We start from the raw sequence: 13,466 nt of genomic DNA, 5'->3' as shown, positions 1-13,466 counted from the left end.
GCCTAGCGTCACACCACGCGGGCTATCGCGAAGCCGTCCCATCCCTTGGATCCAACCGTTTGGATGGCCGTTGCGTCGAGGCGCGGATCCTTGCCCATCATCTCCAAAGCCCCCACGATGCCCGGAGCGTTCACCTCGTCCATGGAAGGATCCAGGATGGCACCCTCCCAGATGACGTTGTCCATCACGATCACCGTCCCCGGCCGCCCGAGCCGGATGGCCCAGTCCAGGTAGTTGGAATCGTTCTCCTTGTCGGCATCGATGAAGACAAAGTCGAATGGACCGTCCCGCGTGGGATCTTCGGCCAGCGCCGCAAGGGTCTCCAGAGCCGGGCCGATCCGGATGTCTACTTTGTGGCCGATCCCTGCCATGTCAACGTTCGCCCGGGCGATTTCGGCGTGTTTCGGGAGGTATTCGCACGTGACCAGGCGGCCGTCGTCGGGCAGCCCCTGGGCCATCCAGATCGCGCTGAAGCCAGCCAAGGTGCCGATTTCCAGCACGCGCCGCGCCCCGGACAACTGCACCAGCATCTTGAGCAGCTTGCCGGCGTTGGGCGCCACCTCGATAGGCGGCATCCCGGCGTCGAGGGCGGACTGCACCGCATGCTTGAGCGCGGCGTTCGGGCGAACGACGGCGTTGGACAAGTATTCCTCCACGGCCACCCAGCCGGGCTGGGCCTTGTGTTCAAACATGGCCCCAGTCTGGCACCGGGCACGGGCCGGAGGGAAGGACCGGCAGCGGAGACCCTCTCAGCCTTCCGTCTGGCGTTCAATGAAGCCAGCCATTCCCGGGACCGTGAACTGAATCGATCCGTATTCGGGCGCATAGACCACGCCCTTTGTAATGAGTCGCTGCCGAATGACCGCGAGCTTGTTCGTAGATTTCCCCAGCCTCGCGGCAATTTCGCCCGTGGACGAAGGCTGTTCACCGTCAAGAGCCATCGCCCTCAGGTATACCCGTTCAGCAGGAGTGGCACGCTGCCATCGAGCCTCAAAAAAACCATGGTCAAGATCGCTTGTTCCGTACCGGACCGCCACCTGGGCGTCCTCGGCGGTAATGACCTTGTCCGGCGCCTCGTCCCACGCGGAACGCCCATAAATTTGGAGGAAGTAGGGGTATCCGTTGGCCGCGGACAACAATATCGACAATGCTTCGGGTGCCGTCGATGCGCCTAGCCTGCTGATCGGCAGGGTGAGGGCTTCTGCGGCCGCTTCTTCGGTGAGCTGGCCGATGGTCTTGTAGAGAAACAATCTCTCTCCGTAAGTCCTGGCCTCTGATATCTTGCCTGGAAGGTTGGGGAGACCTGCACCGACGATGTAGAAGGGCCATCCCCTCTGCCCGGCGAGATGCTGAACCGACAGAAGGACTGTCAGTAGTTCCTCGTCCAGATCCTGCATTTCATCAATGAATAGGCCGAATCCAGCCCGGGCCTTGCGCATGGCCAGGGATACATCTTCGACCAGCTCTTCAATATCGATGTCGAGATTCCCCGAATCGGCCCTGCCCTGATTCGTGGTCACGGAGGCCGAAACGCCTGTAGCGCCGAGGCTGGCGGAGATGTTGCCAATACTAGCCATCGACTCTTTTAGATAGGCCCAAGCGGGCTTGCCCCGAAGCCGCCGAGCACCAACTTCAAGTTCGCGTGCTAGCTTCGCGCGCGTCGCACCCTTACCGGCTTCCCCTGGCTGGGCTTCGAGCTGGATTACGAGCCAGTCGTTCTGCCGGGCGTGCTCAGCGAAGACATTCAACAGGACCGTCTTACCCACCCCTCGCAGGCCCGAGAGGACCATTCCGCGATCCCCAGTTGTGTTGGACCGCGTCCGAGCGATCAGCAGATCGAATGCCCTAATCTCACTGTCGCGTCCAACGAGTTCCGGGGGTCGCACGCCAGAGCCTGGCGCGAATGGGTTCAATGAAGGATCCATGGAGTGAGTATACGAACTTATGCGAACTTATAACAATACTTGTTATCGCGCATCGCATTTTGTTAGCTTAAGCTCCCGACTCAAGGGCGTTTCAATAGTCATCGGAGGCGATTGCCATCAACAACAAGCAGGCATCAGAGACTCCCGGCTGAGTCCGAGTGTGGAACCTGCGCGCCGCCGAAGGGCCTATTCCCCGCCGGCGATCGCCTTCTCGAGCCGCTCGACCTTGCCCGTAATCTCCCCCGCATATCCCGGCCGGATATCCGCCTTGATCACCAGGGACACCCGGCTCCCGTACTTGCTCACCGCCTCGGTGGCGCGCTTGACGACGTCGAACACTTCATCCCACTCACCCTCGATGGTGGTGAACATCGAGTCCGTCTGGTTGGGAAGCCCGGATTCGCGGACGATCTTCACGGCCTCGGCAACGGCATCGTGCACCGAGCCATCAACGGATGCGGCGCCAGCAGCGGGCTGGCCGGACGGGGCGACTGAAAAGGCAAGCAACATGAATCCAGTCTTTCACGGGCAAGAATGTCACAAAAGTGATTGGAGCCCCTCCGTTGCTACTGTGAGCAGCATGGACCGGCCCTTGGAACGCAAGCCACTTAGAGCTGATGCTGCGCGCAATGTAGACAAGATCATCACGGCGGCGCGCCAGTGCTTCCGCGAGCTGGGCCCGGAGGTTCCACTCCAGACGATCGCCACCACCGCAGGTGTTGGCCCGGCTACACTGTTCCGCAACTTCGCTGACAAGGAACAACTCGTCCTGGCCGCCCTGTCGCGGCAACTCAGGCTTCATGTCGACCCGGTCGTGGAAGAGTCCCTCGCGGGCATGGATGCCGCCGTCGGGCTCATCAACGTGATCGACGCCGTAGTGCAGGTTGCCAGCGAAGACGCCAACCTGCTGGGCGCCGTCGCCGGCCGCCGTGGACTCCTGGTGGGCATCACGGGCGGCTTGATCGATTCCATGGCTGAACTTCTTAGCCGCGGCCAGGGCCAGGGTTCTTTGCGCCGGGACATTTCCATCGAGGACATGGTGCGCCTTGTTGCCATGCTGATCGGCGCCGTGGACACCATGGAGCCGGGGTCCCGCGCTTGGGAACGGCCTGTTGCCCTCCTTGAGGACGCCATCCGCACCGAGCGCCCGTCGCGTCCGCTGCCGCAGCAGACCCCCATCCCCGGGATGAATTTCCAGTAACCAGCGCACGACGACGTTGCGCGCCGCGGCATGGTTGGAACCGCGCGTCGCGGTTCAGCGCCAGCCGAGCAGCCGGAGCCCAGCGGCCGCTGCCGACCCGACGATGACCACTACCAGGAACGGGGCACGGAGCCACAGTGCGACGGCACCCGCAGCCAGCGCGCCGAACCGGGCGTCGAAGGCCAGGGACTGCCCGGACGCCACCGCGTTGACCACGGTCAGGGATGCCAGCAGTCCGATGGTCATGGTGCCGGCCACACGCATCATCCGGGGACTCTGCAGCAGTTTCGCCGGCACGAAATAGCCCGAAAGTTTCGTCAGGTACGCCAGTCCGCAGGCAATGAGGATCCAAACCCAGAGGTTCATTCGGCGTTCCTTTCGCGGCTGGAAGCGTCAGCACTGGAATGGCCGCGCGGGTAGGGATCGACGTCGGGCTCCATCCCTTCGTCGCTGCGTCCGTGGCTGAACCAGCCGATGGCTCCGGCCACCACGGCGGCCACGAGGATGGGCACCCCAGCCGGAACGAACGGGACCGCAATGATGGTCGCCAGGGCAGCAGCAGCGGCGATCGCCCACGGCTCACGGCCCTTGAGCCGCGGCCAAAGAAGGCCGAGGAACGCTGCCACGGCGGCGCCGTCGAGACCCCACTGCTTGGGGTCGCCCAAGGCATCGCCGGCCAGTGCGCCCACAGCCGTGAAGATGTTCCACAGCACGAAAATGCCGAGTCCGGCTGTCCAGAAGCCGCGGCGTTGTTCGTCGGAATCGCTTTGTCCCGAGGCAGTGGCCGTGGATTCATCGATGGTGATGTGGGCTTGCGGGTACTTGAGCCAACCGCTGGGACGCAGCAGCGCGTTCATCTGCATCCCGTAGATGCCGTTGCGCAACCCCAGCAGCGCGGCCGCTGTCATGGCCGCAATGCCGGAACCTCCGCCAGCCACGACGCCGATGAAGGCGAACTGCGAGCCGCCGCTGAACATGAGCAGGCTGAACGCCATGGTCTGCCAGAAACTGAACCCCGAGGCCGAGGCCAATGCCCCGAACGAGATGCCGTAGAGACCCGTTGCAATGCTGATGGAGAGGCCCACCTTCACCGCCGGGGATTCGAGGAGTTTCATGCGCCCCGTTTCGCTCCGGCCAAGCTCCATGCCCACAGGATCAGAGGGATCTGCAAGGGCAGCCGCAGTGTGTGGATCCGCCGAGCGGACACCGAACCTGTAGGCGAGTAGGCGCGGCGGAGCGCGTCCACGTGGCCGGCCAGGAACGCCGTGAACATCAGCGTAGTGCCGCGGGCTGCAGCCCTACGCGTGGCAGGAATGAGGAGTCCGACGGCGGCAACCGCCTCAAGCAGTCCACTCACCGCGATCCATTCCTCCCTGGACATGACCGCCAAGGCGCCGTTGTGCGGTGCGGTTGGTTTGGTCTTGTCCTGGCCGGCTTCAGCGTGCCCGACTGCGTAGTCCTCGCGGCAGAGATAGTCCGGGACCACGGGAGCGAAGAATTTCGGCTGCCGGAAGTGCTTCCTGGCACTGACGAGTAACAGTGCACTCATGGCCGCCGCGGAGATTGTCTGTGTTGTCCGGGCGGACCATGAAAAAGGCATGTATTCATGCAACCACAGCCCTGCCCAGCGCGGTAACCGGAAGGGTTCGGACTGAGTTATGTGTTCAGAGTATTGGACTCAGTTCAGTATGATGTATGTTTCTTTCTAGGCCGTGCCTGACACAGTCCACCGCCACAGTCCACCGCCACAAGAAATTCAACGAGGAGTTCCATGCGCATCGCCCGACTGAAGACCCCTTCCGGCCCCCAGCACGCTGTCCTGCGCGATGGACGCTGGGACCACATCGAGGATCCCTTTGCCGAGGTCCTATCCTTCACCGGAGAATCCAGTTCCGCGGACGACGCCGAGCTCCTCGCCCCGGTCCGGCCTTCCGTGGTGCTCGGAATCGGGCACAACCTGGGCAACAACAACCACGTACTGCCCATCCAGGCCTGGCACAAGTCCGTCCACAGCATCGCCGGACCCGGTGACGGCATCGTGGCCGTGCGCAACGCGGGCACGGTGAACGTGGAAGGCGAGTTGGCCGCCGTCATCGGAAAGCGGGCGGAAAAGCTCACTGCCGAGAACGCCTTGAGCCACGTCCTGGGCTACACCGTGGTCAACGACGTCACCAACGTGGATCAAAACCACGTCGACGAAAAGCTCTTCCAGGGCAAGTCCGGCACCAACTACACGCCGCTCGGACCGTGGATCGAAACCGGGATCGAGGACCCGGACAACGTCAGCACCGAGGTAGTAGTCAACGGCGAGGTCAAGGCCCGGTCCGGGTCCTTCAACCTGCCATCCTCCATCACGGATTGCCTCGTCTATGTCACCGAATGGCTGACCTTGGAGCCCGGCGACATCATCATGACGGGAGCTCCGAACACCTTCGTGGCTGTCCAGCCCGGCGACCGGGTGGACATCACACTGGGCGGCATCGGAACCCTCAGCAACACGGTCATCTGACTCGCAGTTGTTGTCGTTTTGGAGCCCCTAAACGACAACAATTGCGAGCTAGTTGGGTGCGCGTGGTGCCTAAAGCTGGGCCAGGACCTGCGCCGGCTTGTTCGTGGTGATCTCGTGGATGCCCAGGCCTTGGCAGAGGGCAACATCGTTCTCCGAGTCAACGGTCCACACCCGGAAACGGCGGCCCGATTCCAGCCAGCGCTGGACGGTGCGGGCGTGCTTGCGGACGTAGTCGATGCCCGGCCCGGCCAGTCCAACCTCGCAGTCGTCCAGGATCCGTTCGCCTTCCTGCTGGGCCGCCTTCATCACGTTGGCCACCGCTCCTCCGGTGATGACTCCCAGGCCCAGTTCATCGCGGACTTCCTCCACCGTGACGTCGTCCACGAGCTGGCAGATGTGCTCCGCGGGAACGAACTGGAGCAGGTGCTTGACCGAATCCGGGCTGAAACTCATGAAGGAAACCTGGATGTTGTCCAGCATGGAGGTCTCCGCGTTCCACCCTTCCCGGCCGAGAAGCTCCAGCACGCGGTCTTCAAGCTTGAGCTGGTACGGGCTGGGGTGCTTGAGTTCAATGGCCAGGCCGATGGTCCTGCCGGCACCACGCAGGATCTCCAGCAACTCCGGGAGCGTCAGGAGCTGGTCCGATTTTGCGCCGTACTGGTCCGGGATCCGGGCGCCCTTCCAGGAAGAGAAATCCAGCTGCCGCAGTTCTTGGAGCGTCTTCTCGGCCACGGGACCGGTGCCGTCCGAGGTGCGGTCCAGGTTTGCGTCGTGGAGCAGGACAACGTGCTGGTCCCGGGTCAGGTGGACGTCGCACTCGACGCCGTCGGCGCCGTCGGCGATTGCCTTCAGGTAGGCGGCACGCGTGTGCTCGGCAAATGCTGCACTGGCTCCGCGGTGGGCGTAGACCATGGGCCGCGTATTTTGCTCCGTGCTTTGGTCTGGGCGACCGGGCTCGTCATTCGTCATGGGGACACGGTAGCCCACGTCCATGACAGCGACGGGGCTACGCTGGGCACATGCAGGTGAACTCTGAACAAATCCCGGTGACGGACAGCGATAGCGACCTGACGGCGGAGGCCACCCGGAACGCAGGTGCCGGGAACAGCTCCACGGTTGGGTCCGGCGTCGGGCAACGGAATGGCGACGCCGAAAAGGCGGCTGCCCTGCGTCGGATGAAGTCGGTGGCGCTGGCGCTCCTGATTGTGATGGCGGTGGTTTTCACGGCCGCTTTCGCCCTGCAGAGGCAGTATCCGTGGCTGGAATACGTGCGGGCCGCTGCCGAGGGCGGCATGGTGGGAGCGCTGGCCGACTGGTTCGCCGTCACTGCGCTGTTCAAATACCCCATGGGCCTGAAAATCCCGCACACCGCCATCATTCCGCGGCGCAAGGACCAGATCGGCGCTTCGCTCGGGGAATTCGTGGAGACCAACTTCCTGTCCGAGCAGGTGGTCCAGGAGAAGCTCGCGAGCATCGACATCGCCCGGAAAGCCGGCACGTGGCTCGCATCCCCGGGTGGCCCGGAGCGCATCGCCAAGGAAGGTTCGGCACTGATCCGCGGGGCGTTCACCGTGCTGAACGACGACGACGTCCAAGCAGTGATCGAGGGCATGGTCCGCAAGCACCTGCTCACCCCGCCGTGGGGACCGCCCGTAGGCCGGATGGCCGAACGGATCTTTGCCGACGGCCACCACCACAAACTCGTCGATCTGCTGGTTGACCGGGCGGCTGATTGGGTGGAAGCGAACCACTCCACGGTGAACCGGCTCGTGTCCGACCGTTCGCCCCTCTGGGTTCCTTCCTTCGTGGACGACATCGTGGGAGACAGGGTCTACAACGAAATCTCCAAGTTCGTCCGGGCGGTGCAGCAGGATCCCGACCATCAAGTGCGCCAATCGATCGATACATACCTCGGTGATCTTGCCCAGGATCTCCAGCACGATCCCGCAATGATCGCCCGCGCGGAGGCAATCAAGACCCAGGTCCTCGGCGATCCCGAGGTCCGCGAACTTGCCTCCCGCACGTGGGGCACTATCAAGGACGCGCTGCTCACCGCCGTCGACGATCCCGACAGCGAATTGGCACAGCGCTTCAAGAGCGCCGTCCGGGACTTCGGTTCGCGGCTTGTCAACGACGACGAGCTGGCGGGCAAGGTCAATGCCTGGATCGGTGATGCTGCCGGGTACCTCGTCAAAACGTACCGTTCCGATATCGCTGGGGTCATCACGGACACCGTGGCGCGCTGGGATGCCGAGGAAACCTCGCAAAAGATCGAGCTCCAGGTAGGTAAGGACCTGCAATACATCCGCATCAACGGCACCGTAGTGGGGTCGCTGGCCGGGCTCGCGATCTTCACGGTAGCGCACTTGGTGTTCGGCTGACGCAGTCCGGTGGAGGGGACCTTCAGCCGAGGAAACGGATCCGCTGGCCGGGGCGGGCTTGGCCCAATAAGTCCAGGTCCGTGCGACGCACCACGGCAATCACAGGGTAGCCACCCGTCACGGGATGATCTGCCAGGAATACCGTGGGAAGGCCCGACGGCGGCACTTGCAGTGCGCCGAGCACCATGCCTTCGCTGGGCAGTTCCTCGAGCCGGGCCTGGGTGAGCGGGCGGCCCACCAGCCGGGCACCGATCCTGTTGGAATCGGGCGACAGGGTCCATTCCTGGCTGACCAAGCGGCGCCAGGAGTCGGGGTCGAACCAGTCCGCCCGGGGGCCGCGATCCACGCGGGCTGTGATGGCGCGCCCCGGATCAGGAGCGCGGCGGATGGCAGGGAGGACATGCGCATTGTTAACGGTCCCCGAACCCGTACCCGAAACCAGGCCATTGCCCGCGGAAACATGCCCGATTCCTAGCTGCTCACCCGATTTCAACGGCGCTGGGCCTTCACCGGAGAGCATGTCCGTGCTGCTTGAACCGAGGAGCTTTGGCGCGTCGATGCCGCCCTGTACCGCCAGGTAATATCGCAGTCCGAACAGAGGGGCACCGAAGTCCAGCACGGCGCCCGGGGCAACCCGGACGGCTTGGTTCAGCGGAATCTCGGCCCCGTTGAGTCTCACGATTCCCTCGGCACCCGCCACCGCGACCGTCGACGCCGTGACGAACCGCAGGCGAAGCCCACCCAGCAATATCTCCAGCCCTGCCGCCTCCGCGGGATTCCCCACCAGCAGGTTGGCAAGGCGAAGCGATTGCCGGTCCAGCGCGCCGGAAGGGCTCAGCCCCAAGGAAGCCCAGCCCTGCCTGCCAAGGTCTTCCACCAAGGTGAGGGGGCCGGGGTTCACCACCACTATCCCCATCAGGCCTCCACGAATCGGACCAGGTCACCCGGCCGGATCAGCGCGGGCTCGGCCTTGGACGCGTCCCACAGTGCCGCCGTCGTGGTTCCAATCAGCTGCCACCCGCCCGGAGAGGATCGCGGGTAGACGCCGCTGAACTCGCCCGCGAGGCCAACAGAGCCAGCCGGCACGGCGGTGCGTGGGGTGTTCCGGCGCGGAACGCGGAGCCGCTCATGCGTGGTGACCAGGTATACGAAGCCGGGCGCAAAGCCGGAAAATGCGGCAGTCCACTCCGAGCTCGTGTGAAGCTTGACCACTTCGGCTTCGCTCATGCCGAGGAATTGTGCCGTTTCGGCAAGGTCCGGGCCACGGTAGGAGACCTCGATGGTCACTTCGCGGCCCGAGCTGGCGACGTCGTATGCCGGTTCTGCGGACTCCAGCCAGTCGCGGACGTCGGAAGGACGGATCGTTTCGGGATCGAAGGTGACCAGGACAGTGCGGGCGGCCGGCACGACGTCGATGATCCCCTCCGGCATTGAACTGCCAAACGAAGCGCCGGCCCCGGTCAGCCCGCGGTAGTATGCGACGACGGCGGTCAGCTCGGGCAGTTCCACCAAGAAAGCGCTGTCACCGCAGGGCAAAAGCTCCCGCTCAAGCGAAGGATTCAATCTCCACTCCAGCTTCCTCGAGGCCGGCGCGCACCGCCGCCGCCAGTTCGACAGCATCCAGGGTATCGCCATGGATGCACAACGAATCGGGCTGAACCCGCACCACTGTGCCGTCCACGGCCAGCACCTCGCCCCGCACCGCAAAGCGCACAGCCCGCTCGACTACCGCGCCGGCGTCGTGCACCACCGCGCCTTCCTGCGAGCGCGGCACCAACGTTCCGTCCGGCATGTAGCCGCGGTCCACGAACGCCTCGCGGAACACCGGGTGGCCGGATTCCTCGGCGAGGCGCAGCAGCGCCGAGCCCGGCAGGCCAAGGACGGGTAGCCCGGGATCGTAGGCGTGAATCGCAGCCACTACTGCTTCGGCCTGCTCGACGTCGTTGACGATCCTGTTGTACAGGGCACCGTGGGGTTTGACGTAGTCCACGGAGGCGCCCACCGCGTGGGCCATGCCGTCGAGGGCACCGAGCTGGTAGAGGACGTCGCCGAAGAGCTCATCGAAGGACATGTCCATCGATCGGCGCCCGAAGCCGTGCAGGTCCCGGTAGCCCACGTGGGCGCCCACCCGGACGTCGAGCTCGAAGGCGGCACGGCAGCTGTCCAGCATGGTCACCGGGTCCCCGGCGTGGAAGCCGCAGGCGACGTTGGCGCTGCTGACGATCCGGAACATTGATGCGTCGTTCCCCATGGTCCAGGAGCCGAACGACTCCCCCGAATCAGCGTTGAGATCCACTATTCCCGCCTTCCAGCGCGTTCTGGCGGGCGGCTGGGAGCAGCTCGCCCGGAATGAAGTCCGGCATGGGACCGAATGCTTCCCTCGCCGAGGCCGCTACGGCACGCCCCATGACGCGGTTTCCGACTCCGCCCACCACGGCCCCCACGCCGAAAGGCAGGGCCCGGCCGAGGAAGGCCGCGCCTTGGCGCTTAACGAGCCGCTTGAGGAAGGCGCGCTGGATGGCATCGCGAATGACCCCGAATCCTCCGCCGGGCAGCTTCTTGGTGAGGGTCATGCCCCAGGCCTGGGTGATTCCTTTGCCTCTGCCGAGCGATTGTCCGCTCAGGGCACCCAGCAGGGCCGTGCCTTCCTCGCCGAGCATGATGGCCATGACCATGGTTCGCGCACGGTCCGGATCGGTGAGGCGGATTCCGTGGAGTTCGGCCAAGGAAGCGGCGTACAGAGCGGTTCCTTCCAGGAACCCGATGGTGGCAAGCGCGGAAAGGCCCAGCGAGGCCGCGGTGCCGATGCCGGGCACGACGGCGGTTGCCCCGACGGCGGCTCCCCCGCCGGTGACTGCGGCGAGGTAGTCGCGCTCCAGTTTGGCGGCCAGCTGCGCCGCTGTGGCCTGCGGGTGTTTGCGTTGCAGGCGGCGCAGGTTGGCCAGGACAAGGGGACGTTGGACCTCGACGGCCCGGAGCAGCACGTTGTGGACACCGGGTTTGGCATTGCCGCTGGCGTCGAACATGGCGTTGTGGGCCGTTTCCTGCGCAATCTTTACTGCCTGGTTGGGTCGCTTTGCCATTCTTCACCTCTGCATTCAGCCGTTGAATTCGTTCGGTAGTTCCTTGCCTAGCCTAGGCCACACGCCCCCTCCCCGGCGTAGACTTTAAGGCGTTCGCGGGAACAGTCCAACGAAGGACAGGAAGCATCCGGAATGAACAAGGCACCAGATCCGAACGAAGTCCGCCATCACAGCGACGCCCCTGCCGAAGGGGAAACGGAGGGTTGGGTGTCGCACGATACCGGCCTTCACAGCCAGGAACCTGCCGAAGGGCCGGATACCGACGACGCCCCCGCATAGTAGCGTTGAGGCTGCGAAATCGGGGGGCCGAAAGTGGCTTCGCACGGGGTGCTCGTCTCTCCGGGGGATACTCAACCGGGGCAATTGTTGGCGCGCGTCCTTGAGGAATTGCGCGCTTTGGAGAAGCACGACGCCGCGAGCTTCCGCGCCGTCCGCCGCAGGGTTTCCGCGGAAATCGCCACGATGGACGCGGCCGTCGTCTTCAATCTCGCCGAAGGGCTCGTCCAAGCGGGCTTTGACTGGGAGGGCTGGGAGTTCATCAACGCCCACCAGGCGGCTTTCGCTGAGCTGACGCGGGCCCGGCTTGAACACTTGGGAGAAGGCATCACTACGTGGGGGCAGGCTGATGCTTTTGCGACCGTTTTGGTGGGACCCGCGTGGCGCGAAGGGCTCATCTCGGACGCCGACGTCGACGGCTGGGCGCGGAGCCCGGATCATTGGTGGCGGCGCATAGCGCTTGTCTCCACAACGGTGCTCAACACGAGGTCACGCTGGGGAACGGGAGATACGCAGCGGACGCTCGGCGTCGTCGGCATCTTGATCAACGATCGCGACGACACCGTGGTCAAGGCAGTCAGCTGGGCGTTGCGGTCCTTGGTGCCGTGGGATCCCCGCGCAGTCCGAACCTTCCTGGAAATGCATGAGACTGAGCTTGCCGCCCGGGTGAAGCGCGAGGTGCGGACCAAGTTGGAGACCGGGCTGAAATCGCGGCGGCGCAGCGTTCACAGCACCGACCTTTCCCAATGAAGGATCCCCTGTTCTCGGGAGTAGCGTGATGCACGTAGCCTTCATATGTCTGCCTGCGGCGGGCCATGTGAACCCGACCTTGCCGGTGGTCGCCGAGCTGGTTCGCCGGGGCCACCGTGTCACCTATGCGACGTCGGCGAAGTACGCGAAAGCGGTCGAAGCCGCCGGTGCCGTGTTCTTTCCCAGCGGAGAGGACCTGGCGGCCTTCCTCCCGCCACGCGAGCGTTTGGCGGAGGGCGGCGCAGCGCCTGGAGAGGGCGGCGCAGCGCCCGCTAGTGGAGGTCCGTCACCGATGCCGGGGATGTTCGCGGGAATGCCGTCCGGAATGATGTCTGGACTGCTCGATCGGATTCTCAAGGGCGCAAGGGAGGAATTCCCGGCGCTGCTGGCCCGGCTCGCAGAGGACCCGCCGGACGGGGTGGCCTACGACGCCATGACGCTCTCCGGGAAGATGGCTGCCGCGAAGCTGGCGTTGCCCGATATTGCGTTGCTACCGAGCTACGCCACCAACGAACATTTCTCGATGCGGGACCTCATGCCGGGCCCGCCGCCGCCGGGCATGGTCGAGGCCTGGAAACAGGTTGGCCAACGGATCCATGATTTCGCCGCGGAGCAGGGCGTGGGCCATTTGCAGTTCATGGGCGGACCTCCTGCGTCGTTGAACATCTCCTTCATCCCGAGGGAATTCCAGCCCTCGGGAGAGACTTTCGACGGCAGGTTCCACTTCGTGGGCCCATGCCTTGGCCTGCGTGGCAACGAGGAAGCCTGGCGGCCCCGGGCCAAGGACAGGCCGCTGTTGTTCATCTCGCTGGGGACCACCCCGTTGAATGACCGGCCGGATTTCTTCAGGATGTGCCTGGAAGGACTTGCGGGCACAGTCTGGGAAGTCGCCATGGCAATCGGAGAGCGCGTCGAGGAGTCCGAGCTGGGGGATATCCCGGACAACATTGAGGTACGGCCGTTCTTTCCGCAGCTCGAAGTCCTAGCCCGCGCCGATGCGTTCCTTTCCCACACCGGGATGAACTCGACCATGGAGGCGCTCTATTTCGGGGTACCTTTGGTTGCCTTCCCGCTGCAGCCCGAACAGGGCGCGAATGCACGCCGGGTGGAGGATCTGGGACTCGGGCGACGGCTCCCCCTGGAGGGGCTTTCCCCCGAACTGATCCGGGAAACTGTCCTTGACGTCAGCGGCGACCCTGTAGTGCGCGGCAAGCTCGAGGCGATGAGTGCCCGCGTCCGCGGGTCCGGCGGAGCCCCCGCGGCCGCCGACGCCATTGAGGGGTTCCTCGGTTCATCGACTGCTGCGTAAGTGTAGGCGGGCGAGCTTGCTCCTGGATCGAT

17 protein-coding genes are annotated in these 13,466 nt (G+C 64.6%); 6 read left to right on the top strand and 11 right to left on the bottom strand.

Annotated elements, in window-relative coordinates:
* Positions 1-8 precede the first annotated feature (8 nt).
* From AC1DJB_RS22670 to AC1DJB_RS22660, 3 genes are all read right to left on the bottom strand, one after another.
* Complete coding sequence (locus AC1DJB_RS22670; protein WP_307052925.1) at positions 9-692, bottom strand: O-methyltransferase; 684 nt, start codon at positions 690-692, stop codon at positions 9-11.
* Between the two features lie 57 nt (positions 693-749).
* Entirely contained in the window at positions 750-1,925 is a 1,176-nt protein-coding gene (locus AC1DJB_RS22665) for an ATP-binding protein (protein WP_059388440.1), read from the bottom strand.
* Between the two features lie 186 nt (positions 1,926-2,111).
* Positions 2,112-2,435: a thiamine-binding protein gene (locus tag AC1DJB_RS22660; protein WP_284991091.1), complete on the bottom strand. Its 324-nt coding sequence runs from the start codon at positions 2,433-2,435 to the stop codon at positions 2,112-2,114.
* Positions 2,436-2,505: 70 nt separating this feature from the next.
* Here AC1DJB_RS22660 and AC1DJB_RS22655 point away from each other — a divergent pair, with 70 nt between their 5' ends.
* On the top strand, positions 2,506-3,126 hold the full coding sequence (locus tag AC1DJB_RS22655; RefSeq protein ID WP_284991092.1) for a TetR/AcrR family transcriptional regulator: 621 nt from the start codon (positions 2,506-2,508) through the stop codon (positions 3,124-3,126).
* A 54-nt stretch (positions 3,127-3,180) separates the two neighbouring features.
* Here the strand turns inward: AC1DJB_RS22655 and AC1DJB_RS22650 are convergent, their stop codons facing one another.
* Genes AC1DJB_RS22650 through AC1DJB_RS22640 form a run of 3 tightly spaced genes read right to left on the bottom strand, consistent with a single transcriptional unit; the run spans position 3,181 to position 4,726 of the window.
* Entirely contained in the window at positions 3,181-3,492 is a 312-nt protein-coding gene (locus AC1DJB_RS22650; RefSeq protein ID WP_441433363.1) for an AzlD domain-containing protein, read from the bottom strand.
* Positions 3,489-4,241, bottom strand: coding sequence for an AzlC family ABC transporter permease (locus tag AC1DJB_RS22645; RefSeq protein ID WP_059388436.1), 753 nt, complete (start codon positions 4,239-4,241; stop codon positions 3,489-3,491). Before AC1DJB_RS22645 ends, AC1DJB_RS22650 begins: the two co-directional genes overlap by 4 nt.
* Positions 4,238-4,726, bottom strand: a complete 489-nt coding sequence (locus AC1DJB_RS22640; protein ID WP_059388435.1) for a DoxX family protein — start codon at positions 4,724-4,726, stop codon at positions 4,238-4,240. Before AC1DJB_RS22640 ends, AC1DJB_RS22645 begins: the two co-directional genes overlap by 4 nt.
* Positions 4,727-4,897: 171 nt before the next feature.
* Between AC1DJB_RS22640 and AC1DJB_RS22635 the strand changes: the two genes are divergently transcribed.
* Positions 4,898-5,635 carry a fumarylacetoacetate hydrolase family protein gene (locus tag AC1DJB_RS22635; protein ID WP_059388434.1) on the top strand — a complete coding sequence of 246 codons (738 nt, stop codon included), beginning with the start codon at positions 4,898-4,900 and terminating at the stop codon, positions 5,633-5,635.
* A 69-nt stretch (positions 5,636-5,704) separates the two neighbouring features.
* Here AC1DJB_RS22635 and AC1DJB_RS22630 read toward each other — a convergent pair whose 3' ends face one another.
* Positions 5,705-6,604, bottom strand: coding sequence for a glycerophosphodiester phosphodiesterase (locus AC1DJB_RS22630; RefSeq protein WP_441437953.1), 900 nt, complete (start codon positions 6,602-6,604; stop codon positions 5,705-5,707).
* Positions 6,605-6,810: 206 nt separating this feature from the next.
* Here AC1DJB_RS22630 and AC1DJB_RS22625 point away from each other — a divergent pair, with 206 nt between their 5' ends.
* The gene (locus AC1DJB_RS22625; RefSeq protein ID WP_253257274.1) at positions 6,811-8,016 is read left to right on the top strand and encodes a DUF445 domain-containing protein; all 1,206 of its coding nucleotides are present in this window, start codon (positions 6,811-6,813) and stop codon (positions 8,014-8,016) included.
* A gap of 22 nt (positions 8,017-8,038) precedes the next feature.
* Here AC1DJB_RS22625 and AC1DJB_RS22620 read toward each other — a convergent pair whose 3' ends face one another.
* The 4 genes from AC1DJB_RS22620 to AC1DJB_RS22605 are packed head-to-tail and all read right to left on the bottom strand — an operon-like array spanning position 8,039 to position 11,099.
* Positions 8,039-8,932, bottom strand: coding sequence for a 5-oxoprolinase subunit C family protein (locus AC1DJB_RS22620; protein WP_306960273.1), 894 nt, complete (start codon positions 8,930-8,932; stop codon positions 8,039-8,041).
* Positions 8,932-9,579 carry a 5-oxoprolinase subunit PxpB gene (gene pxpB, locus AC1DJB_RS22615; RefSeq protein ID WP_306960270.1) on the bottom strand — a complete coding sequence of 216 codons (648 nt, stop codon included), beginning with the start codon at positions 9,577-9,579 and terminating at the stop codon, positions 8,932-8,934. Before pxpB ends, AC1DJB_RS22620 begins: the two co-directional genes overlap by 1 nt.
* Positions 9,563-10,312, bottom strand: coding sequence for a LamB/YcsF family protein (locus tag AC1DJB_RS22610; RefSeq protein WP_441437954.1), 750 nt, complete (start codon positions 10,310-10,312; stop codon positions 9,563-9,565). Before AC1DJB_RS22610 ends, pxpB begins: the two co-directional genes overlap by 17 nt.
* On the bottom strand, positions 10,296-11,099 hold the full coding sequence (locus tag AC1DJB_RS22605) for a hypothetical protein (RefSeq protein ID WP_284991101.1): 804 nt from the start codon (positions 11,097-11,099) through the stop codon (positions 10,296-10,298). The genes AC1DJB_RS22610 and AC1DJB_RS22605 overlap by 17 nt, the downstream gene beginning before the upstream one ends.
* Before the next feature lie 132 nt (positions 11,100-11,231).
* Here AC1DJB_RS22605 and AC1DJB_RS22600 point away from each other — a divergent pair, with 132 nt between their 5' ends.
* The 3 genes from AC1DJB_RS22600 to AC1DJB_RS22590 are packed head-to-tail and all read left to right on the top strand — an operon-like array spanning position 11,232 to position 13,434.
* Positions 11,232-11,378, top strand: a complete 147-nt coding sequence (locus AC1DJB_RS22600; RefSeq protein WP_306960266.1) for a hypothetical protein — start codon at positions 11,232-11,234, stop codon at positions 11,376-11,378.
* A 33-nt stretch (positions 11,379-11,411) separates the two neighbouring features.
* The gene (locus AC1DJB_RS22595) at positions 11,412-12,125 is read left to right on the top strand and encodes a DNA alkylation repair protein (RefSeq protein ID WP_148667512.1); all 714 of its coding nucleotides are present in this window, start codon (positions 11,412-11,414) and stop codon (positions 12,123-12,125) included.
* Between the two features lie 28 nt (positions 12,126-12,153).
* Positions 12,154-13,434, top strand: a complete 1,281-nt coding sequence (locus AC1DJB_RS22590) for a macrolide family glycosyltransferase (protein ID WP_441437956.1) — start codon at positions 12,154-12,156, stop codon at positions 13,432-13,434.
* The last annotated feature ends 32 nt before the right edge of the window (positions 13,435-13,466 follow it).

It is taken from the genome of Arthrobacter sp. 01T428, assembly GCF_056398685.1.
The sequence above is the reverse complement of the archived record's forward strand: the minus strand, read 5'-3'. Positions and strand labels throughout refer to the sequence as shown.